18 protein-coding genes are annotated in these 21,413 nt (G+C 64.5%); 7 read left to right on the top strand and 11 right to left on the bottom strand.

What is annotated here, in order from left to right; translation table 11 throughout:
- Window positions 1-17 precede the first annotated feature (17 nt).
- From zipA to EA795_RS17555, 5 genes are all read left to right on the top strand, one after another.
- The gene (zipA, locus tag EA795_RS17575) at window positions 18-836 is read left to right on the top strand and encodes a cell division protein ZipA (protein WP_122078685.1); all 819 of its coding nucleotides are present in this window, start codon (window positions 18-20) and stop codon (window positions 834-836) included.
- Between the two features lie 269 nt (window positions 837-1,105).
- Window positions 1,106-3,472: an NAD-dependent DNA ligase LigA gene (gene ligA / locus EA795_RS17570; protein WP_115027803.1), complete on the top strand. Its 2,367-nt coding sequence runs from the start codon at window positions 1,106-1,108 to the stop codon at window positions 3,470-3,472.
- A gap of 134 nt (window positions 3,473-3,606) precedes the next feature.
- On the top strand, window positions 3,607-4,281 hold the full coding sequence (locus EA795_RS17565; protein ID WP_115027802.1) for an HAD family hydrolase: 675 nt from the start codon (window positions 3,607-3,609) through the stop codon (window positions 4,279-4,281).
- 194 nt (window positions 4,282-4,475) lie between these two features.
- Entirely contained in the window at window positions 4,476-6,500 is a 2,025-nt protein-coding gene (gene rfbD, locus EA795_RS17560; RefSeq protein ID WP_122078683.1) for a dTDP-4-dehydrorhamnose reductase, read from the top strand.
- Window positions 6,501-6,635: 135 nt separating this feature from the next.
- Window positions 6,636-7,790, top strand: coding sequence for an NAD(P)-dependent oxidoreductase (locus EA795_RS17555; RefSeq protein ID WP_115027800.1), 1,155 nt, complete (start codon window positions 6,636-6,638; stop codon window positions 7,788-7,790).
- 9 nt (window positions 7,791-7,799) lie between these two features.
- Here the strand turns inward: EA795_RS17555 and EA795_RS17550 are convergent, their stop codons facing one another.
- Together EA795_RS17550 and EA795_RS17545 are read right to left on the bottom strand one after the other, a co-directional pair.
- Window positions 7,800-8,135: a YgaP-like transmembrane domain gene (locus tag EA795_RS17550; protein WP_014852633.1), complete on the bottom strand. Its 336-nt coding sequence runs from the start codon at window positions 8,133-8,135 to the stop codon at window positions 7,800-7,802.
- Window positions 8,136-8,224: 89 nt separating this feature from the next.
- The gene (locus EA795_RS17545) at window positions 8,225-9,010 is read right to left on the bottom strand and encodes an IclR family transcriptional regulator (RefSeq protein ID WP_115027799.1); all 786 of its coding nucleotides are present in this window, start codon (window positions 9,008-9,010) and stop codon (window positions 8,225-8,227) included.
- 102 nt (window positions 9,011-9,112) lie between these two features.
- Between EA795_RS17545 and hmgA the strand changes: the two genes are divergently transcribed.
- Both hmgA and fahA read left to right on the top strand, forming a co-directional pair.
- Complete coding sequence (gene hmgA, locus EA795_RS17540; RefSeq protein ID WP_115027798.1) at window positions 9,113-10,417, top strand: homogentisate 1,2-dioxygenase; 1,305 nt, start codon at window positions 9,113-9,115, stop codon at window positions 10,415-10,417.
- Between the two features lie 16 nt (window positions 10,418-10,433).
- A complete protein-coding gene (gene fahA, locus EA795_RS17535; RefSeq protein WP_115028549.1) occupies window positions 10,434-11,741 on the top strand; it encodes a fumarylacetoacetase in 1,308 nt (435 codons plus the stop codon).
- 222 nt (window positions 11,742-11,963) lie between these two features.
- Here fahA and EA795_RS17530 read toward each other — a convergent pair whose 3' ends face one another.
- The 9 genes from EA795_RS17530 to EA795_RS17490 all read right to left on the bottom strand — a co-directional run bounded on the left by EA795_RS17530 (window position 11,964) and on the right by EA795_RS17490 (window position 21,409).
- Window positions 11,964-12,407: a ketosteroid isomerase-related protein gene (locus EA795_RS17530; RefSeq protein WP_115027797.1), complete on the bottom strand. Its 444-nt coding sequence runs from the start codon at window positions 12,405-12,407 to the stop codon at window positions 11,964-11,966.
- An 87-nt stretch (window positions 12,408-12,494) separates the two neighbouring features.
- On the bottom strand, window positions 12,495-13,895 hold the full coding sequence (locus EA795_RS17525; protein ID WP_115027796.1) for an ATP-binding protein: 1,401 nt from the start codon (window positions 13,893-13,895) through the stop codon (window positions 12,495-12,497).
- On the bottom strand, window positions 13,892-14,569 hold the full coding sequence (locus EA795_RS17520; RefSeq protein WP_122078681.1) for a response regulator: 678 nt from the start codon (window positions 14,567-14,569) through the stop codon (window positions 13,892-13,894). The genes EA795_RS17525 and EA795_RS17520 overlap by 4 nt, the downstream gene beginning before the upstream one ends.
- Window positions 14,570-14,641: 72 nt before the next feature.
- On the bottom strand, window positions 14,642-15,244 hold the full coding sequence (locus EA795_RS17515) for an outer membrane beta-barrel protein (RefSeq protein WP_115027794.1): 603 nt from the start codon (window positions 15,242-15,244) through the stop codon (window positions 14,642-14,644).
- Window positions 15,245-15,374: 130 nt separating this feature from the next.
- Entirely contained in the window at window positions 15,375-15,728 is a 354-nt protein-coding gene (locus EA795_RS17510) for a YkgJ family cysteine cluster protein (RefSeq protein WP_014852641.1), read from the bottom strand.
- Window positions 15,729-15,768: 40 nt separating this feature from the next.
- Window positions 15,769-17,757 (bottom strand): glycoside hydrolase family 5 protein, encoded by a 1,989-nt coding sequence (locus EA795_RS17505; RefSeq protein WP_122078679.1) that lies wholly within the window; start codon window positions 17,755-17,757, stop codon window positions 15,769-15,771.
- A gap of 429 nt (window positions 17,758-18,186) precedes the next feature.
- A complete protein-coding gene (locus EA795_RS17500) occupies window positions 18,187-19,248 on the bottom strand; it encodes a hypothetical protein (RefSeq protein WP_122078677.1) in 1,062 nt (353 codons plus the stop codon).
- Window positions 19,245-19,490: an acyl carrier protein gene (locus tag EA795_RS17495; RefSeq protein WP_014852644.1), complete on the bottom strand. Its 246-nt coding sequence runs from the start codon at window positions 19,488-19,490 to the stop codon at window positions 19,245-19,247. The genes EA795_RS17500 and EA795_RS17495 overlap by 4 nt, the downstream gene beginning before the upstream one ends.
- A complete protein-coding gene (locus tag EA795_RS17490; RefSeq protein WP_122078675.1) occupies window positions 19,487-21,409 on the bottom strand; it encodes an HAD-IIIC family phosphatase in 1,923 nt (640 codons plus the stop codon). The genes EA795_RS17495 and EA795_RS17490 overlap by 4 nt, the downstream gene beginning before the upstream one ends.
- Between the last annotated feature and the right edge of the window lie 4 nt (window positions 21,410-21,413).

Raw genomic sequence — 21,413 nt, 5'->3', positions numbered from 1 at the left:
CAGAGGTTTAAGCATTAATGGATATCGGTCTGCGCGAGTGGCTGATCGTCATCGGCATCATTGTCATCGCCGGCATTCTGTTCGACGGCTGGCGGCGCATGCGGGGCGGCAAGGGCAAGTTGAAATTCAAGCTGGACCGGAACATTGCCAACCTTCCCGATGACGACGAATCCATCCACGATGTGCTCGGCCCTGCGCGTGTCGTCAGCCGCGCCAGCGAACCCGAACTCGACGAGAGCGATCTGCCGTCGATGAGTTCGCGCGATTCGAACGTTCGTCGCAACCGCGAGCCCTATCAGGGCGACCTGCAATTGAATACCGAAGAGCCGGTGCCGACCCTGCTCAACCCCGTGGTGGGCGAGGAGGACGACGAGCGGGAAGAATCCTCCAAGGACCTGCCGCCGGTCGAAGAAGTGCTGGTGATCAACGTGATTTCCCGGGACCCTTCGGGTTTCCGCGGGCCGGCGTTGCTGCAGAACATCCTCGAAAGCGGTCTGCGTTTCGGTGAGATGGATATTTTCCATCGTCACGAAAGTATGGCCGGTAACGGCGAAGTGCTGTTTTCCATGGCCAATGCGGTCAAGCCCGGGGTGTTCGATCTGGACGACATCGACCACTTCACCACGCCGGCGGTGAGTTTCTTCCTCGGCCTGCCAGGCCCGCGCCATCCCAAGCAGGCCTTCGACGTCATGGTGGCAGCCGCGCGCAAGCTCTCTGCCGAGCTCAATGGCGAACTCAAGGACGATCAGCGCAGCGTGCTCACCGCGCAGACCATCGAGCATTACCGCCAGCGCATCGTCGAGTACGAGCGCCGGCAGATGACCATCAAGCGATAAGCTCTTTCCTGTGAGGCGCGACCGCCGAAGGCCTGCTTGCAAGCCAAAAGCGTCGCGCTGAGGTCGGTCCCCCCCACGAGACAACGTGTTCACCGCATTGCTCTTGTAGGAGACGCGCCCTTGCAGCGATTCAGGCCGAAGGCTCGCCACTCTGAACCTCGCGCAACCTGCCGTTCATAGCGTAATCGGCTAAAATCCCGCGCCTCACCATCAACCAAGGCGCGCTGATACTGTCCGAATCAGCATCGCCACAGCTACGGCTCCGTCATATGCCTTCCGCCCAAACCGCTGCCGAGCGCATTGCCGAACTGCGCAGCGAAATCGACGCCCATAACTATCGCTACTACGTGCTCGACGAGCCCAGCGTGCCGGATGCCGAGTACGACCGGCTGTTCAAGGAGCTGCGGGCGCTGGAGGCCGAGCATCCCGAGTTGGTCACCCCCGAGTCGCCCACCCAGCGGGTGGGTGGCGAAGCGTTGGCGGCCTTTGGCCAGGTGCGTCACGAAGTTCCCATGCTCAGCCTCGGCAATGCGTTCGAGGAGCAGGACCTGACCGATTTCGATCGCCGGGCGCGAGAAGGGCTGGATCTGCCGGCCGGCGACCTGTTCGGTGATGGCGCCGAACTGGAATACAGCTGCGAGCCGAAACTCGATGGTCTCGCGGTGAGCCTGCTCTACGAGAACGGCCATCTGGTGCGGGGCGCCACGCGCGGTGACGGCAGCACGGGCGAAGACATCAGCGCCAACGTGCGCACCGTGCGCAACATTCCGCTGAAGCTGCACGGCAGCGGCTGGCCCGCGGTGCTCGAGGTGCGCGGCGAAATCTACATGCCCAAGGCCGGCTTCGAGGCGTTGAATGCGCGCCAGCTGGAGAGTGGCGGCAAGCCCTTCGCCAACCCGCGCAATGCGGCGGCCGGCAGCCTGCGCCAGCTGGATTCGAAGATCACCGCCAGCCGACCGCTGGAACTCTGCGCCTACGGTGTCGGTCGCAGCGATGGCGAGCTGGCCGATACACACATCGGCATTTTGCAGGCGCTGAAGGGCTGGGGATTGCCGATCAGCCGCGAGCTGAAGCTGGCCCGGGGCCTGGCCGAGTGCCGTGAGTATTTCCAGGCGATGGGAGAGAAGCGCGACGCGCTGCCCTACGAAATCGACGGCGTGGTGTTCAAGGTCAATTCCATCGCGCAGCAGCGCGAACTGGGTTTCCGGGCGCGCGAGCCGCGCTGGGCGATCGCCCACAAGTTTCCCGCACGCGAGGAGATCACCGAGCTGCTGGGGGTCGAGTTCCAGGTCGGACGCACGGGAGCGATCACGCCGGTGGCGCGGCTCAAACCGGTACAGGTAGCCGGAGTGACGGTATCCAACGCGACGCTGCACAACATGGACGAGGTGGCGCGCCTGGGCGTGATGATCGGCGATACCGTCATCGTGCGCCGCGCCGGTGACGTGATTCCGCAGATCCTCGGCATCATCGCCGAACGGCGCCCGGCCGATGCCCGCGCGGTAGCGGTTCCAGAAAGCTGCCCGGTGTGCGGGTCGGCGGTCGAGCGTACTCAGTTGATCAAGCGCAGCAAGGGACGTGAGACGGTCAGCGAAGGCTCGATCTATCGCTGCGTCGGGCGCCTGGCCTGCCAGGCGCAGCTCAAGCAGGCGATCATCCATTTCGTTTCACGCCGCGCCATGGATATCGACGGCCTCGGCGACAAGATCGTCGAGCAGCTGGTGGACAAGGAGCTGATTCGCTCGCCGGCCGATCTCTATTGCCTGACTTTCGAGCAGGTCGTCGCGCTCGAAGGCTTCGCCGAGGTGTCCAGCCGCAACCTGCTGAAGTCCATCGAGGCAAGCCGGACGCCGACGCTGGCGCGCTTCATCTATGCGCTGGGCATCCCCGATGTCGGTGAGGAGACCGCCAAGCTGCTGGCTCGCGCCCTGGGCTCGCTGGAGCGTGTGGCACGTGCGTTGCCCGATGTGCTGGTCTACCTGCCCGATGTCGGCCTGGAAGTCGCGCACGAAATCCACAGCTTCTTTCAGGACGCGCACAATCAGCAGGTCATTGAACAACTGCTCAAGCGCGGCGTTCAGCTGCAGGAAGAGGGCGATATCCATCCCGAATTCGCCGCCTGCGCGACCCTGGCCGGCCTGATCGACAAACTCGACATTCCCTTCATCGCCCGCACCGGCGCGCAACGCCTGGCCGATCGCTTCGGCAGCCTGGAGGCGATCATCGGTGCCGACTGGCTCGATCTGCGCCAGGTCGAACGCCTCAACGAGAAGGCCGCGCGTGCCTTGCGTGATTATTTCGACGTTCCCGAGAACGCCCAGCGCGCACGCGATGTGGAAGCCCAGCTGCGGGACTTCGGCATGCACTGGCAGAGCGAGCGCAAATCGGTCGAGGGGCTGCCTCTGGCCGGCCAGACCTGGGTGCTCACCGGGACCCTCGAGGCCATGAGCCGGGACGAGGCGAAAGTGCAGCTGGAGGCGTTGGGCGCCAAGGTCTCCGGCTCGGTATCGGCCAGGACCAGCTGCGTGGTGGCGGGGCCGGGGGCAGGGTCCAAGCTGGCGAAGGCCAACGAGCTGGGGCTCAAGGTCCTGGATGAGCCGGCCTTTCTCGAACAGCTGGCCAAGCTGCAGGCTTGATCCCGGTTTTCCGCTCGCTGAAGTAAAACCCGGGTTCGATAGCGATCATTCGCCTCACCCCGTGGTCTCTCCCAGACAATCGGCCGCTCGCCTTCGAGGCGGGCGCGCCGATCAATCCTTCCTTGGGGGAATGCATGCCACGAACCGAGCTGCTGATCAGCGATTGCGATGGCGTGATCGTCGACAGCGAGATAATCAGCCATCGCGTCCTGTTCGAATCCCTTAGTGCCCACGTCCCGGCGCAGGCGCTGGAGGCGGCGCTGGAAGGGACCTTCGGCCTTACCACGCCGAGCATCATTGATCTCATCGAGAAGCGCTTCGACCTGCAACTGGGGGCGGATTTCGAGAGCGATCTGCGGCGGCTGACCGAGCAGCGCGTAGCGGCCGAAGCCCAGCCCATCGCCCATGTGCGTGAGGCGCTGATAGCCATCGACCTGCCGCTGGCCGTGGCGTCCAACAGCCGTCGCCACAACGTCGAGGCGTCATTGCGCCGTGCGGGGCTTGCCGAGCGCATCGCCGGCAACATCTTCAGCGCCGACATGGTTGCAGCGCCCAAGCCGGCGCCGGATGTCTATCTGCTGGCCGCCGAGCGCATGGGCGTCGCGCCTGGCCACTGCATCGTCATCGAGGACAGCCCGACCGGCGTGCTTGCCGCGCGAACGGCGGGCATGCGCGTGATCGGCTTCACCGGGGCCAGCCACATCCCCGAGGGGCATGATCGGGCGTTGCGCGAACTGGGCGTCAGCGCGGTGGTCAGCGACATGCGCGAGCTTCATTCGGCCATTGCCGGGCTGATGACATCCGCCTAGCGGAATTTTCGACATGTTTTGCAATATTTTCAGAAAAACACGGAACCGCCGCGAATCCGTTGCGTCTGACCGAACGTGATGGCCAGCACCCATCATTCTGACCGTGCCCTGCCTTGAACCCATCCTTACCGGAGGGTGTTCCGTCGTTCGGTTGCCATGGACAGCATCCCCTTGATTATTGCCGAGCGCACTCTATGGAACAGATACTCGCGGTGGTCCTTTCCTATAAACGCCAGGACCTGCTCAAACGTTGCCTCGAGGCGATCAGCCAGCAGAGCCGGCGCTGCGACGGCGTCGTCGTCGTCGACAACGCCAGCCATGACGGCACGGAGGAAATGCTGCAGCAGCTGCCTCTGGCCAATCTGAAAATCTATGTGCTGTCCCGCAATACCGGTGCTTCGGGTGGCTTCAGCGCCGGCTTTCGCATCGCCTACCAGCTCGGCGCCGATTTCGTCTGGATGATGGATGACGACGTCATTCCCGAGCCGGATGCCCTGGAGCAACTCATCGACGCCAAGGAGCGGCTGCTGGCGCAGGACCAGCCGTATTCCTACCTGCTGTCGCTGGCCTATACCGAAGACGGTCTGCTTACCAACGTGCCGAGTGTCGACCAGCGCGCCAACGCCATCGATTACGGAAACTGGCCCGCGTTGCTCGATCTGGGCGTGATACCGGTGCGGCCGGCGACCTACGTTTCGATCCTGGTGCCCAGGGCATCGCTCGAGCGCCATGGCCTGCCGCTCGCGCCGATGTTCATGTGGGGCGACGACACCGAATTCACGCTGAGAATCAGCCGGGAGGCACCCGGATATCTGGTCGCCGCCAGCAAGGTGCGGCACTTGCGGCGGGTGAGCGGCACCATCGACATCCGTCGCGAAACCGATCCGGCCCGGATTGCGCTGCACCGTCATTTCATCCGCAACGAGTTCTTCGTGGCGCGCCGTTATGCCGGCAGTCGGCGTGTGGCGAGCCTGATGCTTTCGCGCACGCTGTTGGTCGTGCGGCTGATCAGGGCCGGGCAGTTCGCCAAGGCGAAGATCGTGCTGCAGGGGCTGCGCGAGGCTTTCGGTTTCAATCCCCGGGTCGAGGCTGCTGATGCGCCACTCGAAGCGCTGGGCGTTTCCGTGCGCCAGTTGAGCCCGGTGGTGTCGGTTCTCGATCAGGCTCGGGCCGGTTCGGAGCGATCGGCCGGCGGCGAGCCGGCGAGCGCCGCGCCGGCGAGCGCCGCGCAGGAGGACGACCAGCCCGAGACACCCGCGGTGGCTTCGGCCATGCCGAGGATTCTGGTTTGCGGCGCCGGCGGTCAGGTCGGACATTGTCTGCTCAACCAGGCGGCCAGCTTCGGCCTCGAGGCAATCGGCTTGTCGCACGAGGAACTCGACATCACCTGCCGGACGCAGATCGGCCAGGCGCTGGAGCGCTACCGGCCGGCGCTGATCATCAATGCCGCCGCCTATACCAATCTCGATCACGCCGAGGCCGAAATCGCTCAGGCCGAGGCGGTCAACTGCCATGGTGTCGCCAATCTCGCCGAGGCGGCCAGGGAGTTCGGCATACCCTTGTTCCACCTTTCCAGCGAATACGTATTTTCCGGTGACGGCGACCAGCCGTATCGGGAAACCGACCCGACGTCGCCGGCCAACGTGTACGGTGCGACGCGGCTGGCTGGCGAGGAGGCCATCCGATCCCGCCTCGACCGTTACCTGATCCTGCGGACCAGCTGGATCTACGGCGAGCATGGCAACAACTTCGTCAAGACCATGCTCAAGCTGGGTGGCAAGAGCGATGAAATCTCCGTGGTCAGCGATCAGATCGGTTGCCCGACCCGTTCCAGAAGCATCGCCCGGGTGCTGATCGAGCTGGCCGCGCGCTATTGCCGCGAAGGCACGCTGCAATGGGGCCTGTATCACTACAGCAGTTCCTCGCCTTGCTCATGGGCCGAGTTCGCCGAGGAAATCTTCCGCGAAGCGGCGCGCGTGGGCCTGATCGACAAGGCGCCCCGAGTCTTGCCCATCGCCAGTGAAAGCCTGCCGCGCGCGGCTGCCCGGCCGGCCTGGTCAGTGCTCGACTGTCGCCGGATCGAAGAAATCTTCGGTATCCGGCCCAAACCCTGGCGGGATGAGCTGCGCCATGTGATTCGACACCTGAACGAGCTGCCGGACGCCTCGTCCGGCCCGGCGCCGAGCCGTGTTCCGTTCAGGTTGTACAGCCAGGGATAAAAAACGCTTTCCGCCAGCCTGTCCGGATGTATGGACGGGCGCCATTTTATTTATCAATGCCCGCTTGGGCAGCAACGAAGGGATTCCGTGATGAACGATGCAGTTGGAAAAAGAGTAGGTATTTCGGGCACGGGAATGATCTCGCACTGCCTGGTTCGCCTGATATTGCGCCATTACCCACAGCTGAAGATCAGCCGGGTGCTGACGCGCAGGAGCATCGCCACGCTCGCCGATTTTCCGGCCGCCGATGTGTTGACCCACTCGATCGACGATCTGATCGACCATTCGGACATCATCGTCGAGTGCACCGGCGATGTGGCTTTCGGGACCGAAGTCATCGAGCGGGCATTCGAGGCCGGGTTGCCGGTGGTGACCATCAACGCCGAACTGCAGGTCACCACGGGCTCGTACCTGGCCGGCAGGGGATTGCTCACCGAGGCGGAAGGCGACCAGCCGGGCTCCCTGGCTGCGCTGCGCGAAGATGCGCTGCGGATGGGCTTCGAGCCACTCGTGTACGGCAACATGAAGGGCTATCTGAACCACAACCCGAGCCGGGCCGACATGGAGTACTGGTCGAAGCGGCAAGGCATCAGCCTGAATCAGACCACCTCGTTCACCGACGGCACCAAGGTGCAGATCGAGCAGGTTGTGGTGGGCAACGGCTTCGGCGCCACCATCTCCCGGCAGGGGCTCGAAGGGCTGGCCTCCACCGACCTGAACCGCAGCGCGGAGATCCTGGGCATGATCGCCGATGGTCTGGGGCAGCCGATCGTCGACTACGTGGTGCCCAGCGGCTATCCCGCCGGTGGCGTCTTCCTGGTCTGCAGGCACGACGTCGACCAGGCGCCTGCCATCGAGTATTTCAAGCTGGGTGCCGGGCCTTACTACGTGCTGACGCGGCCCTTCCATCTCTGCTCGCTGGAAGTCGGCAAGACCATCTCACGAGTGCTTGCAGGCGGCGGTGTGCTGCTGAACAACTCCACTGCGCCGACGTTGGGCGTTGCGGCGATCACCAAGCGCGAGCTCGGGATCGGTGAGCGGATCGGTCGTGGTATCGGTGGCTTCGATGTGCGCGGCGAGGCCGTGCGCCTGGCCGACAGTCCCGATCACGTCCCCATCGGCTTGCTGAGCAATGCCGTGCTCAAGCGCCGGCTCGAGCCGGGCCAGTTGGTGACATTCGACGACCTGGAACTCCAGCCGAGCCGCGTGCTGGATATCGTGCTCCAACAGCGCCAGAAGGTGCTGGAAGTGCCCGCGACGCTGCGACTGGTCAGCGACGCGGTGCGTTGAGGCGATCGCTCAGGGGCGCGTTTCGTGCCCCATCGGCGTGCTGTCCGGCAAGGTCACCGAGGTTGCTTCGAAGTCCGGGCTGTGAACCTCCGAATCCAGCGGCATGTGGCTGTAGTGCTGCCTTTGCGGAACGGATCGTTCAGTGGCCTCGGTCAGAATTCGTTTCGCCTCGCAGTGGCCGCTGATCCCGCGAAAGAGCGCCATGCCGCCGGTGGCAAGTTGCAACAGGCCGCCCAGGCCGCCATGGCGCAAGCCCTTGCCCATCAGCACCAGACCGCCGGCCACCGAGACGGCGCGTTCCCAGCCATGGACGTTCTGGTTGGTCTTGTCGAATAGTCGATTCATGGGGAGTCCTCGGTTCGTTGTCTACAGAGGACTGTACGAAGCGAGAGCCGTTCCTTCCGTGTCGCCGGGCTGCCAGTCCGTCGTTCCTTTCATTCGCCGAGCCGCGCGCCCATTCGCGTGCTGATCCGGCGGGTGATCCGCAGCAGAGTCTGCGCCGCCTTGCCATCGGGCTCGGCCATGAAACCCGGCTCGGTGCCGACCACGGTGACGACCCCCGCGATCCGCTGGCCGCCGCTGAACAGTGGCGCGGAAAGCGCGTTGACGCCGGCCATCAGCAGCCCCTGCACCGATTGCACCTGTGTTTGGCGAAGCCGCTCCATCGCGGCCTGCAGATCACGGGGGGAGGGCGCGGAGGGCGTCTGCAATTCCAGATCGCGTAGATCGGCTGTCTGGGCATCGGCGAGGAAGGCGTTGAACACCAGTCCGGTGGACGAGCCCAGCAGCGGCAATACCGAGCCCACCTGGGTGACCAGAGTGACCGCACGCACCGCCTGCTCGACATGCACCACGGTCGGGCCGCGGTTGCCCCACACCGCGAGAAAGCAGGTCTCGTTGAGCTCGTCGCGCAATTCGGCGAGATAGGGCGTCGCCAGCTTGACCACATCCAGCCGGCCCAGCGCCGCGAGGCCGACGAAGAGAGCGGCAGGGCCCAGGCCGTAGTGGTTGGTGGTGACATCCTGCTCGGCGAAACCGCTGGCGATCAGCGCCTGCAGATAACGGTGCACCTTGCTGGCCGGCATGCCGACGTGCTCGGCCAGGCGCGACAGGGAGGTTGCCGGTGCCAGCTCCGCCAGCGCGGTGAGGATGTCCGTTCCCACTTCGGCGGCCTGTACTTTCTGCCGCCGACCTGCGCCACCTGCACTGCTTTCTGTCATGAGTCGAACCGCCCGTCTGTGGAGGCGGTGTTTATAACTTGACGCTGGGGGGAGTTCAAATTACTTTTTGCGTAAGCGAATTACGCTAAACGTGAGGCGGCCATGCAACCACAACAACAATCCGCAAGAAACCTCGAGTACCTGTCCGGGTTTGGCAACCAGTTCAGCAGCGAAGCCCTGCCCGGTGCCTTGCCGGTGGGCCAGAACTCACCTCAGAAGGTGCCGTACGGGCTCTATACCGAACTGCTGTCCGGCACGGCCTTCACCGTGCCGCGCAGCGAAGCGCGAAGGACCTGGCTGTACCGCATTCGTCCGTCGGCCAAACACCGCAAATACCAGCGGCTGGAGCGACAGCTGGACAGTGCCTTGGGTGCGGTCACGCCCAATCGTCTGCGCTGGAACCCGGCACCGGCTCCGCAGGCCGCGACGGATTTCATCGACGGCCTGATGTGCATTGCCGCCAATGGCGAGCCGAGCCAGCCGGCGGGTGCGAGCATCTATCGCTACGCGGCGAACCAGTCGATGGAGCGGGTGTTCTTCGATGCCGACGGCGAGCTGCTGATCGTTCCGCAGCAGGGCGGGCTGAAGCTGATGACCGAACTGGGCGTGCTGGAAGTCGCGCCGCTGGAAATCGCCGTGATTCCGCGCGGCATGAAGTTTCGCGTCGAGCTGCTCGATGCCGGCGCCAGTGGCTATCTGTGCGAGAACCACGGCTGCGCCTTGCGCCTGCCTGATCTGGGCCCGATCGGCAGCAATGGCCTGGCCAATCCGCGCGACTTTCTCGCGCCGGTCGCGCATTTCGAAGAGCGTGACGAGCCGGTGCAGCTGGTGCAGAAGTTCCTCGGCGAGCTCTGGTCGACCGAACTCGATCACTCACCGCTGGACGTGGTCGCCTGGCATGGCAACAACGTGCCCTACAAGTACGACCTGCGTCGCTTCAACACCATCGGCACGGTCAGCTTCGATCATCCGGACCCCTCGATCTTCACCGTGCTGACCTCGCCCAGCGCCATCCATGGCATGGCCAACATCGACTTCGTGATCTTTCCGCCGCGCTGGATGGTGGCGGAAAACACCTTCCGTCCGCCGTGGTTCCATCGCAACCTGATGAACGAGTTCATGGGCCTGATCGCCGGCGCCTACGATGCCAAGGCCGACGGCTTCTCGCCCGGTGGTGCCTCGCTGCACAGCTGCATGAGCGCTCATGGGCCCGATCATGTCTCGACCGAACAGGCGACCAGCGCTGAACTCAAACCGCACAAGATCGAGAACACCATGGCCTTCATGTTCGAAACCGGCCAGGTGCTTCGCCCGACGCGCCAGGCACTGGAAAGCCCGCAGCTGCAGGATGACTACGACAGCTGCTGGGCCGGCCTGACCAAGACCTTCGACAAGAACGAGAAATGACATGACCGTACAAACCATGACGGCACGAACAGAGCTGCGCAGTTGGGTCGAGTCGGCCAACGGCCATTCGGAGTTTTCCCTCGCCAACCTGCCGCTGGGCATCTTCAGTCGCGACGGTGGGCAGCCGCGCGGCGGTGTCGCGGTGGGCGACTGCATCTTCGACCTGAGCGTTGCCTGCGAGGCAGGGCTGTTCGAAGGGCAGGCCGCCGAGGCGGCGAAGGCCGCCAGCGCCAGCAGCCTCAACGCCTTCTTCGACCTGGGCGCACCGGCGCGCCAGGCGCTGCGCCAGGCATTGCAGAACCTGCTGGCGGAAAACGGCGAGCGGCGCGAGCAGCTGCAGCGCATGGGCGAGTCGTTGCTGCAGCCGATGGATCGCTGTCGGATGCATCTGCCGGCCAGGGTGGGCGACTACACCGACTTCTATGTCGGCATCCATCACGCCAACAACGTCGGCAAGCTGTTCCGCCCGGACAATCCGCTGCTGCCGAACTACAAGTACGTTCCCATCGGCTATCACGGTCGCGCTTCGACCGTCGATGTGTCCGGTGCAACGGTGAGGCGCCCCAACGGTCAGACTCTGCCGGCGGGCGCCAGCGAGCCGAGCTTCGGTCCGAGCAAGCGGCTCGACTACGAGCTGGAACTGGGTATCTGGATCGGCCAGGGCAACGCCCGCGGCGAGTCGATTCCGATCGGCGAGGCGGGCGGCCATGTGGCGGGCTTCTGCCTGCTCAACGACTGGTCGGCGCGCGACCTTCAGGCCTGGGAGTACCAGCCGCTGGGGCCATTCCTGTCCAAGAGCTTCGCCACCAGCGTCTCGCCCTGGGTCGTGATGCCCGAAGCACTGGAGCCCTTCCGTTGCGCCCAGCCGGCGCGGCCCGAGGGTGACCCGCAGCCGCTGCCTTATCTCTACGACGAGAAGGACCAGCAGCAGGGTGCGCTGGATATCGAGCTGGAGGTGTTGCTGCTGACCCAGGCCATGCGCGACAAAGGCCTGCCGGCGCAGCGGATTACCCTCAGCAGTACCCGCAACATGTACTGGACCGTGGCGCAGATGGTGGCGCACCACAGCGTCAACGGCTGCAGCCTGCAGCCGGGCGACCTGTTCGGCTCGGGCACGCTGTCGGGCGAGCGTGACGACAGTTGCGGCAGCCTTCTGGAGATCACCCAGGGGGGCAAGCGGGCGCTGGAGCTGCCCGGTGGCGAGACCCGCACCTTCCTGGAAGATGGCGACGAAATCATTCTCAAGGCGCGCTGCCGGCGAGAGGGCTATCCACCCATAGGATTCGGTGAATGCCGCGGTCGGATCCTGCCGGCTGCAAGCTGATCCGCCGCGATGAGGTCTGCCTGGTCCCGTTTCTTAGCAGAGACGGGGCTCTAGGGTTTGTTCCCGTTTCGACGCAAGCCGCGCAACCCGAAGGGACGGGCCTGTTCTTGCGCGATACTGCGTTGCTCGCCGCTCGTATGGGTCCACCAGACTTCACGGCTCGCGCCTTGCCTCGCGCAAAAACAGGCTCCGTCGCGGCCGCGAGCGAAACGGGAACAGACCCTATGGCAGGGCCTTTTCTGCGTAGGGGCGGGTGTCCAGGCCGAGCTGAGCGCGAAAGCTTTCCATATCGAACATGGTGCATATCTCGCGTATCTGGCCGGTCGGCGTGAGGGTCCAGAACGCCATTGCCGATATGCTCAGCACCTTGTCGCTGGGGGAATAGCCCAGCGCGGGCTTCTGGATGGTGCCGATGAGGGTGCTCCAGGTCACCACCTTGTCGGCTTCGGCCAGGCATTCCTCGATCACCACTTCCAGGTCCGGCATGGCAGTGCGGATCTGCTCGACCATGGCCAGAAACTCGCCACTGCCAAGTGGCCGGCCGACGAAAGAGCTCTTGTAGAGAAAATCCTTGCTGTGCAGCTGCTCGGCCAGCGCCATGTGCCCCCTGTTCCAGGTCAGGTCTATGTGTTTGCGAGCCAGCTTCTTGTTGCGTTCCAGTGACATTCCTTTCTCTCTGGTGTGTGCGCGAGGCCACATTCTAGGGGTTGTCGAGGTTGAGCGGGTAGCTATGTGTTGCGAGTCGCCATCGTCTTATTCGTCGCGCAACCGGATCCGGAATGCGGCACCGCCGAGGCTGGAGTCGTCCAGCGCCAGCTCGCCGCCATAGCTGTCGAGGATGTCCTTGACCACCGCCAGGCCGATGCCCTGGCCGGGGTGCTGAGCGTCGAGGCGTTCGCCTCGGCGGATGATCCGGGTGCGCTGATCCGGGGGCACGCCGGGACCATCGTCCTCGATGCTCAACAGCAACAGCCCGTCTTCATGTTCGAGGCCGATATGGACCTGCTGCAGGCAGAGCCGGTAGGCGTTCTCCAGCAGGTTGCCGAGCAGCTCCATCAGTGCACCTTGTTCCATGGGCAGGACGGCATCGGCGGGCAGCTCCATCCGCACCTGCACCTGTTTTTCCTGATAGACCTTGTCCAGCGTGCTGCACAGCTTTTCGAGCAATGGGCGCAGCGCGACCCGATGCCGTACGAGCCCGCTCTTGCCGAGGGAAGCGCGCTGCAGCTGATAGCTGATTTGCTGGCTCATCCGTTCGATCTGGGCCCGCATGACATGGGCGTGCTCGCGGCTCCGAGGCTCGGCAGCTATCAGGTCGCCGACGCCCTGCAGCACGGTCAGTGGCGTTTTCAGGCTGTGGGCCAGGTCGCCCAGGGTGTTGCGGTAGTGTTCGCGCTGGCGGCGTTCGCCATCGAGCAGGCGGTTCAGCGAGCGGGTCAGGCGCAGCAGCTCGTGGGGATGATGTTCGCTGAGTTGGCCCAGATGGCCCGACTCGACCTGGTCCAGCTCGCGACTGAGGCGCTTCAACGAACGGAAGCCCCAGGTCAGGCCGAGCCAGAGCAGGGCCAGCAGCACCAGCAAGCCGCCGCCGAGCCAGAGAAACAGCTGCTGGCGAAATTCTTCGTACAGGCTGCGGTATTCGCTGGTGGGCTGCATGGTGATGAAACTGAACGAGCCTTCGCCTTCGCTACCACCTAGGTCCAGTTCGACGTCGTAGACGAAGTACTCCAGGCCATCCGTATCGCGCGTCCGGCGGAACTCGGTGATGCCGCCGTGATAGTGCGGGCGGTAGTCGATGCTTTCGTCTTCGGCCGAGCGCGACTGCCAGAGCCGTTGACCCGCGGCATCGAAGATGTAGCCGAGCAGCTGGGCGTCGGGCAGGTCGAATTCTTCGTCGGGGAGTCGCTCGGGCATGGTCAGCTTGCCTTCTTCGAAGCGTGCGGCGGTGATCAGGGTATTGGCATCGGCCGCCAGGCGCTGCGTGATCACCCGCTCGAAGGCCAGGCTGAAGGCGGCCTGCAGCACCGGTACCAGCGCCAGCATGAACAGGATCGCCAGGCCGGCGGCGCCCAGCGTCAGACGCAGGCGCAGCGACATTCCGCCGTTGAGGCCCGAACGCATCCGCGCCAACAGGCGGCGCCAGCGACGGCTCATCGGCAACGCTCGGTGAACAGGTAGCCGAGGCCGCGAACGGTTTCGATGGGCCTGAGATTGCCCTGGGCTTCGAGCTTGCGTCGCAGGCGTCCGACCAGCACCTCGATGACATTCGCATCGCGTTCTTCGTCGTCGGGGTAGAGCTGCTCCATCAGACGCTCCTTGGCCACGACCTGCTGCTGATGTCGCATCAGGTATTCGAGAATGCGATATTCGAACGCCGTCAGGGCCAGAGGCTCGTCGTTCACCGTGGCCTGCTTGCGGTTCAGGTCTAGCCGCAGCGCCCCGGCTTCGATGCTCGCCTGGGTGAAGCCGGATGACCGTCGCAGCAGCGCATTGAGGCGGGCTTCCAGCTCCTCGAACTGAAACGGCTTGACCACATAGTCGTCGGCGCCGGCGGCGAGTCCTTCCACCTTGTCCTGCCAGTTGCCGCGGGCGGTCAGGATGAGAATGGGGAAACTCTCGCCATTGCTGCGCAGCTGGCGAATCAGGTCCAGCCCGCTGATGCCGGGCAGGCCGAGATCGATCACCGCCAGGTCATGGTTGAATTCGCGGGTCCGGTACAGCGCTTCTTCCGCGTCGGCGACTGCATCGACCACATGGCCGCTTTCGCTCAGCCGGGTATGTAGGTGGTGGCGCAGCAGCGCCTCGTCTTCCACCACCAGCACTTTCATCGTCTGCTCCTGTGCAAGCGGCCGGGGTCGCCCCGGCCGCTGTTCCATGGTGGGGCAAGTCGCAACGACCCGTTAGAAGTGGTAATTCACACCGAGATAAGCCTGCTTGCTGCTGTGCAGGTCGATGGAACCGATCTTGCCTACGCCATGCTCGGCCACTTCGGTTCCGGCGTTGCTGCGCAGGTAACGATAGCCGGCTTCGATCGAGGCGTTGGCACCGACGTTCTGCAGGATACCCGCCTGCAGGCCTACCAGATAGCCGATGTCGCTGTCGCGACGGTAGCCGCTGGATTCGTTCTCCAGCTTGGTCAGGCCTGCGCTGGCGCCACCGAACAGGCGAGTGGTGTCGCCGAGCGGGAGAAACATGTCGTAGCTGCCGATCAGGTTCTGCTGGCGGAGCTTGAGGGTGTTGCCATAGTCGTCGGAGACGTTTTCGTAGGTGACGTAGTAGCGGCCTTCATCGGTCATCTGACCGGCGCGGATGCCCCAGGTGCCGCTGTTCTTGATCACATCGTCGAAGCGGTCGCTGCCCATGTTCTGCTTCAGGGTGGAGGAGCGGTCGATATTGGCGGTGCTCTCGCCCCAGGTGAGGCCGACGAAGTTTTCGGCGGCATGCGCACCGAGGGTGAAGAGGCTCAGGCTGGTGGCGATGGCCAGGGTGTGCAGCTTGTTCATCGTGTAACTCCTTTGCAGGAAGGGGGAATGTTTACCCCTGTAATCCTGCCCGGAGGCCGCTGAACGGTACCTGAACCCTGGCTGAACCTGAGCTGAACGAAGCCGCGGTCGGTGAGCTATCTGTGCTTGCCTAGACCAGCACTTGGCGAGTCGAGGCGATCAGCTGGTGAACCTGGCGTTCGATATGCGGCTCGGTTGGCTTTTCCGGCCCGCGCCCGCGTGGGCAGGGCAGGCTGGGCGTCGTCCCGAACAGTCGGCAGATCAGCGGGCGCTGGTCGTAGACTTCGCAGCCATCCGGGCCGAGGTGGACGCAGCGCCAGTCGGCGAGCGCAGCATCATGCTCGGCTTCGCTTTTGACCGGCAGCCGCGACATTTCCGTGGACGAGGTGGTGACCGGCCCGCAGCAATCGTGACAGCCCGGAACGCAGGCGAAGCCGGGAATCCGCGTGCGCAGCCGGTCGATCCTTTCACTGATGCAGCTCATGCAGCGATTCTCCGTAGCGAAAATCGCTGCATGTTAACCGCTACTGCAGCGGGCCGATCGAGGTGCAACTGCTGGGAGCTGCCGCATGCTTCTTCAGCACCGGCAATTGCGGGCGGTCCTCGCCGCTTTTCACGTCCAGCGCCAGTACGTAGTCGCCCCACCAGGGCCCGGCCGCCCAGTAGGTCAGCGGGATGCAGTTCTCGCGCAGGTAGCCCAGAAGGTTGTCCATGGCATCGATCGCATCGGCGGCATAGGCGGGCACGCCGAACTCGCCGATGTAACCGCGCAGGCCGTTCTCCTTCAGCCAGTCGACAAAGGGCCGCGCACGATCGATGCCCAGTGTCGGCGCGAAGGTTTCGGTCGTGTCGTAATACATGCCCGAGGTATCGCGGTCCAGGTACATGTGGGCTTCATAGACGAGGTTATTGCGCGGGTCGCGCATCCAGGGATCGTCGACCAGCCGGGCATTGTATTTGGGCCAGTGCCAGGCGCTGGAATATCGGTCGCCCGCCACGTAGATCCAGTGTTCCGGGTCGATCTGGCGAATGGCTTGCGAGGCGGCCATCGCAGCTTCCGGCCAGAGGCCGTTGGTGCCGTAAGGCTCGTTCATCAGGCCATAGCCACTCACCGCCGGGTGCTCGCTGACCTGCTGGGCGATGCGCCGCCAGACGTCGGCGAAGGAGGCGATGGGCACCTCGGGAGAGCCGATCAGTTTGCCGTAGTAACGGTAGTAGTTGTGCAGGTCCAGAATCACCTTCACGCCATGCTTGTGGGCGAAATCCAGCGATTGCACCAGGCGCGCCAGTTCGGCCGCGTTGAGTTCGCTGTCCAGTGCCGGCTGGATGCGTTCCCAGAGGAACGGCAGGCGCACCAGGTTCAGGCCCTGCCCGGCGTATTTCTGGTAATACGACTCCGACGGATAGATGTAGTTGGTACCGTGCTTGCCCGGCAGGACCGAAGAACCGAAGCCCGCGCCGGAAAGGTTCACGCCAACCAGCGATATCCGCTCGCGAGCGTCCTCCTGCGGCGGCCTGGAGGCTTCCGGTAGCGCCGGCTGCTGTGCGGCTGGGTCGAGGACGCTCAACCTGTTGGGATAGCCGACCAGCGTGCCATCCAGCACTGGGCCATCCATCAGCACGGTCAGGTTCGAACCCACCTTCCTGACCTCGGTGATGGTGCGAACCTGTCCATCGGCCAGGACCACGGAAGCGCCGACCTGGAACGAGGCGAGGTTCTCCGCCGTGGCCTGCACAGACACGCCAGCGGACTTGCGCCAGGAGCCGTTATCCCATTCGTGGTTGGTGAACTTGTTGATCAGTGCGGCAGGCGAGGCCGGGCTGACCTCGGGCGTGGCACCGGGGTTCTCGTCGGCTGGCGGCGGTTCGACCGGAGCCGAACCGACCGCCCTCAGCCTGTTCGGGTAGCCGACGACGGTACCGTCGAGCGGGGCGCCCTGCATGAATACGCTGAGGTTGGCGCCCACGGTTTTCACCGACGACACGGTATGCAGCCGATCATCGGCGGTGCGCACCAGCGTTCCGGCGCGGAAGGCGGCGAGGTTCTCCGCCGTGGCTTGCACAGACACCCCGGCGGTTTTGCGCCAGGAGCCGTTGTCCCATTCGTGGTTGGTGAACTTGTTGATCAATGCGGCAGTAACGACAGGTATGACACCGGTGTCGACCGGGGCCGAACCGACCGCTCTCAGCCTGTTCGGATAGCCGATGACGGCGCCGTCGAGTGGGGCGCCCTGCATGAATACGCTGAGGCTGGTGCCCACGGTTTTCACCGAGGTCACGGTATGGAGTCGACCGTCGACGGTGCTTACCAGCGTTCCGGCGCGGAAGGCGGCGAGGTTTTCCGCCGTGGCTTGCACCGACACCCCGGCGGATTTGCGCCAGGAGCCGTTGTCCCATTCGTGATTGGTGAACTTGTTGATGAGCGCGGCATAGCTGATGCCGGCAGGTGCGGTGGCGAGGCTGTTCGCGTTGCCCATTGGGGTAGCGGCGAAGCCAGTACCGTAGCCGCACATCAACGCGACGGAGGCGATAGCGAGAAGAAGTTTCTTGGGGCCAACGGAAGGCCTGACGACAGACATGCGTCTCTCCACGATGAAGATCGGAAATCGCAACGCCATGGGCGCGCAGAAGCGGCTGTATCGACGCGCGATCGGAGCGCGCCAATGGCCAGGTTGCGGCGAGACTTTAATAGCGGAGATTTAAGGAAGGAATAAGGAGAGACGTAAGTACGGCGCCAATTAAAAGTCATGACGGCGCTAAATGGCTCAATGCTATTAATGCTGAGCTTGTTCGCCGCTCATACGGGCCTCTGATGACGTATGGGTGGCGTCATTTTTTTGAATTTCCGTTCATCGGCTAACCAGCGACCGTGGGTCGTATCCGATGAACGGTCTGCCTTTTTCGGGAACTTTTCCGTTTTGTTGTATTGATTTTGCAGTCGATCATCGGGAGGACGCGGTTTCGGTGCCTGCCGATGTCAACGGCTTGTCGATCTGGTTGCGCAACCGACTCGCCAGGGCGTCGGAGAACTGCTGCGCTGCGGACCAGCGCAGGTGCACGGCGTCGACGAAGGCGCCCAGAGGCGCAGGCCATTCCTTATCTGCGTTCCAGTAGTGTGCGCCACCATTGCCCAGGCTGGCGAGGATGCGGTCGTCGAAGTCGGCGAGGAAGCGGCCCTCCGGATCGTATCGCTCCTTCCACTGCGGATGCAGCGGCGTGGCGACCATGGTGAAGCGTCGTCCTTCCCGTTCGAGGCGCTGGCTCAGGGTCGCGAGCGAGTTGAAACAGTTCCGGTCGAGTGCTTCGGGTTGGCCGTAGAGCAGGGGACGGCTGTCGTCGGTGACCAGGGGGCCGTCGCCGTAGCGATTGAACACCAGCGGGTCCCATTCGCTGCGGCCGGCGCGTTGATCCTTGATCGTCAAGGCGTTGCGTACCAGCGAGCGCGGTGAGAAGTAGCGCATGTAATAGCCCCAGGGCGTCGCCTGCTCGGCCAGGTAGGCGTCCGCGTCGCTGCGGCTGAACACCGCGTCCGGCACGCGCCAGCAGCCGGTGAAGTCCTGTGGGTCAGCGACCATCACCACATGGCGGATACTCGGCTCGCGGTCCAGCAGCCAGTTGGCGACATACACCGCCTGGTTGGCGAAAAGACCACAGAAGGCGCCGTTAAGCGGATTGGCGTCAGGTATCTCGCGAACCAGCGCATCGCCGTCGACATGTCGCCAGGCCACGGACGAGCCGATGACCAGCAGGTTCGGCGAAGCGATGGGGTTGCTGCGCAGGAAATCGAGCTTCTCGTCCACGCAGAGGTTGTTGGAGAAGGCAGGCGGCGGCAGGTTCTCCGTTCTTTCGAGCCAGAACAGCGCCAGCCAGAACAGTCCCAGCGCCCCGAGCACGCCCGTCGACAGCGACAGCAGGTATCGACGGAACAGGCGGGTAGCTGAGCTCGTGGCGCCTGATGCCGCGGGCGAGGCGTCCTCTTCGGCGAGTTTCGATGCGTCGATCATGATCCGAGCTTCGCGCCGATCAACTGAACGAAGTGCCCCACGTTGCGCAGCGATTCCAGCTCCGCGGTGCGGAAGCGGATGCCGAAGCGCTGTTCGGCGGCGACGATGAGCGTCACGTGGGCCTGGCTGTCCCAGCCGTCGATATCGTTGGCGGTCGTTTCCGGCGTCAGCTCGATGCCGTCATCGTCGAACACGTCGTGGAAGAGCTGGGTCAGGGCGTCGAGAATATCGGCTGGCGTCATGGCTGGATCACCTCGATGAAATGGCGGGTTGAGAAGGGTTTGCCGAGGTCGTAGCGCCAGTAGCTGGCGTCCGGCTCGCCGTCATGAACGAGCGGATGCTGCTCGAAACCCAGGTTGGGATAGTGTTCGGCGACCATGGCGTTGCGTTCGGTGCGGCGGTACTGGCCAACGAGTGCGCGATAGCCGGCCTGCCTGGCTGCGCGGCCGAGTACTTCCAGCACGGCGCATTCGACCTGGCGACCGAGCACCCGGCAGCTCATCAACCAGCTGTCGATCAGCAGTTCGTCATCGTTCAGTTCCGGATCGGGCCGGGCCAGTACCACGCTGATCAGGCCGTTATCGCCGAACTTGTCCCTCAGGCGAAACGCCAGGGCCAGCGCACCGGCCGAGTCGGCGATTCGCGCAACCTCCGCTTCGCTGTAGCGCCGGGTGGTGAGGTTGAACTGGTTGGTCTTATTGATCAGCTGCGTGCAGCGGGCCCGTTCGGCCGGGCCGATCGGGATGACGTGCAGCACCATCGTCAGGCTGCGCAGGTAGCCCTCCATGTCGGTGGCCTGGCTCAGCGCGAGCTCGCGTGCGGCGTTGAGCGCGTAGTTGCGCCCCCGCGTGGCGTCGTCCGTGGTGAAGGAAACCGCTTCGAAATAACCGGCCGCAGCCAGCCGGGCCGGGTAGTGGGCAACGTCGTCGGGCAGTTCCGGTACGGCGACCTCGGGCAGTTCGCGGCGGATGATCTCGCGTTCGGCCGGGTTGTCGTCGACGAACACCAGGCTGTCCAGGCCGATGCCGAGCATCTGTGCGATGCGCCGAAGGTTGCTGGCCTTGTCCTCCCAGTTGGCGACGAAGGCTGCGATATCGCTGCGCTGGAGCGCCATTTCGGTGTGTCCGAATGCAGCCTCGGCAACGGCTGGATCGTTCTTGCTGCACACCGCCAGGATGATGCCGCGTCGCGACATCAGGGCGGCATAGCGTTGAAAGGAAAGAAAGGCTTCGCCGCCTGGCGAGCCCTGGCCGAGCTGGATGCCTTCCAGCCCATCGTCACCGACCACGCCGCCCCAGAGCGTGTTGTCCAGATCCAGCACCAGGCACTTGCGTGACAGCCCGACGCTGGCCGCGGCGATACGCGCCAGGTGGTCGCCGTAGAGTGGCGCGAGGTTGGGGCTGACCAGTTGCTTGGCCTGATGCCAGCGCACCGGCTCGGCCAGGCCGTCGCCATAGCCACCCTGTGCGGCCTGCCAGGCCAGGTCCAGCAGCAGGACGCCGTCTTCGCGCGCCGCCTGGCGAATGGCTGCGTTCAGGCGCTCGATGACCGTATGGGGCGCGGCGGGCACCAGGGCTTCGAAGGCGCCGAAGAGTGGCGGATCGGCCGGCACCAGCGTCTGCTGCACCACCTGTGCGGCGAAGCGCTGCCGCGCGCGTCGCCAGAGCAGGCGCAGCTCCTCGACCCGCCCGGCCACGGCCGCGTCGACCTGTTCCTGCGAGGCCTCCAGCGGCAGTTGCAGCGGGGCGTCATGCGCATCCAGCGCCAGCACCACCATTTGCGGCGCGAAGGCGCTAAGCTCGGGATCATCGCCCAGCAGCGCCTGGCGATACAGGCCATAGGGCGCGACCTGCAGCGACAGTGCCAGGCCTCGCTGCAGGCCCGCGACGCGAATGGCTGGCAGCAGATGGTCGACACTATGCGAAGCGAGCAGGGCCATGCGCAGCGGTCGCAGACCGGTTTGAGGGGCGTCGCCGTCATGGACCATGCGCAGCGCTGGCGCCGCCAGGCGGTCCAGGCGGTTGGTCAGGGTGAAGTCGCGACGAAAGCCCGCGAGCCTGGTCGCGGTCGCCAAGCGGGAAAGGGGGTCGATTTCCCCTTTGGCTTCGGTGATTGCACGGCCGAGGTCGGGATGTTGCGCAAGCCAGGGAAGCTGATCCATTAGC

Source organism: Stutzerimonas nitrititolerans (genome assembly GCF_003696285.1).
Lineage (GTDB): Bacteria > Pseudomonadota > Gammaproteobacteria > Pseudomonadales > Pseudomonadaceae > Stutzerimonas > Stutzerimonas nitrititolerans.
This window is presented reverse-complemented; position numbering and strand designations above follow the sequence as displayed.

What these genes read in the sequence shown, in the direction of transcription:
- zipA (WP_122078685.1), top strand. Translation starts at nt 18, where the DNA reads ATGGATATCGGTCTGCGCGAGTGGCTGATCGTCATCGGCATCATTGTC.
- ligA (WP_115027803.1), top strand. Translation starts at nt 1,106, where the DNA reads ATGCCTTCCGCCCAAACCGCTGCCGAGCGCATTGCCGAACTGCGCAGC.
- EA795_RS17565 (WP_115027802.1), top strand. Translation starts at nt 3,607, where the DNA reads ATGCCACGAACCGAGCTGCTGATCAGCGATTGCGATGGCGTGATCGTC.
- rfbD (WP_122078683.1), top strand. Translation starts at nt 4,476, where the DNA reads ATGGAACAGATACTCGCGGTGGTCCTTTCCTATAAACGCCAGGACCTG.
- EA795_RS17555 (WP_115027800.1), top strand. Translation starts at nt 6,636, where the DNA reads ATGATCTCGCACTGCCTGGTTCGCCTGATATTGCGCCATTACCCACAG.
- EA795_RS17550 (WP_014852633.1), bottom strand. Translation starts at nt 8,135, where the DNA reads ATGAATCGACTATTCGACAAGACCAACCAGAACGTCCATGGCTGGGAA.
- EA795_RS17545 (WP_115027799.1), bottom strand. Translation starts at nt 9,010, where the DNA reads ATGACAGAAAGCAGTGCAGGTGGCGCAGGTCGGCGGCAGAAAGTACAG.
- hmgA (WP_115027798.1), top strand. Translation starts at nt 9,113, where the DNA reads ATGCAACCACAACAACAATCCGCAAGAAACCTCGAGTACCTGTCCGGG.
- fahA (WP_115028549.1), top strand. Translation starts at nt 10,434, where the DNA reads ATGACGGCACGAACAGAGCTGCGCAGTTGGGTCGAGTCGGCCAACGGC.
- EA795_RS17530 (WP_115027797.1), bottom strand. Translation starts at nt 12,407, where the DNA reads ATGTCACTGGAACGCAACAAGAAGCTGGCTCGCAAACACATAGACCTG.
- EA795_RS17525 (WP_115027796.1), bottom strand. Translation starts at nt 13,895, where the DNA reads ATGAGCCGTCGCTGGCGCCGCCTGTTGGCGCGGATGCGTTCGGGCCTC.
- EA795_RS17520 (WP_122078681.1), bottom strand. Translation starts at nt 14,569, where the DNA reads ATGAAAGTGCTGGTGGTGGAAGACGAGGCGCTGCTGCGCCACCACCTA.
- EA795_RS17515 (WP_115027794.1), bottom strand. Translation starts at nt 15,244, where the DNA reads ATGAACAAGCTGCACACCCTGGCCATCGCCACCAGCCTGAGCCTCTTC.
- EA795_RS17510 (WP_014852641.1), bottom strand. Translation starts at nt 15,728, where the DNA reads ATGAGCTGCATCAGTGAAAGGATCGACCGGCTGCGCACGCGGATTCCC.
- EA795_RS17505 (WP_122078679.1), bottom strand. Translation starts at nt 17,757, where the DNA reads ATGTGCGGCTACGGTACTGGCTTCGCCGCTACCCCAATGGGCAACGCG.
- EA795_RS17500 (WP_122078677.1), bottom strand. Translation starts at nt 19,248, where the DNA reads ATGATCGACGCATCGAAACTCGCCGAAGAGGACGCCTCGCCCGCGGCA.
- EA795_RS17495 (WP_014852644.1), bottom strand. Translation starts at nt 19,490, where the DNA reads ATGACGCCAGCCGATATTCTCGACGCCCTGACCCAGCTCTTCCACGAC.
- EA795_RS17490 (WP_122078675.1), bottom strand. Translation starts at nt 21,409, where the DNA reads ATGGATCAGCTTCCCTGGCTTGCGCAACATCCCGACCTCGGCCGTGCA.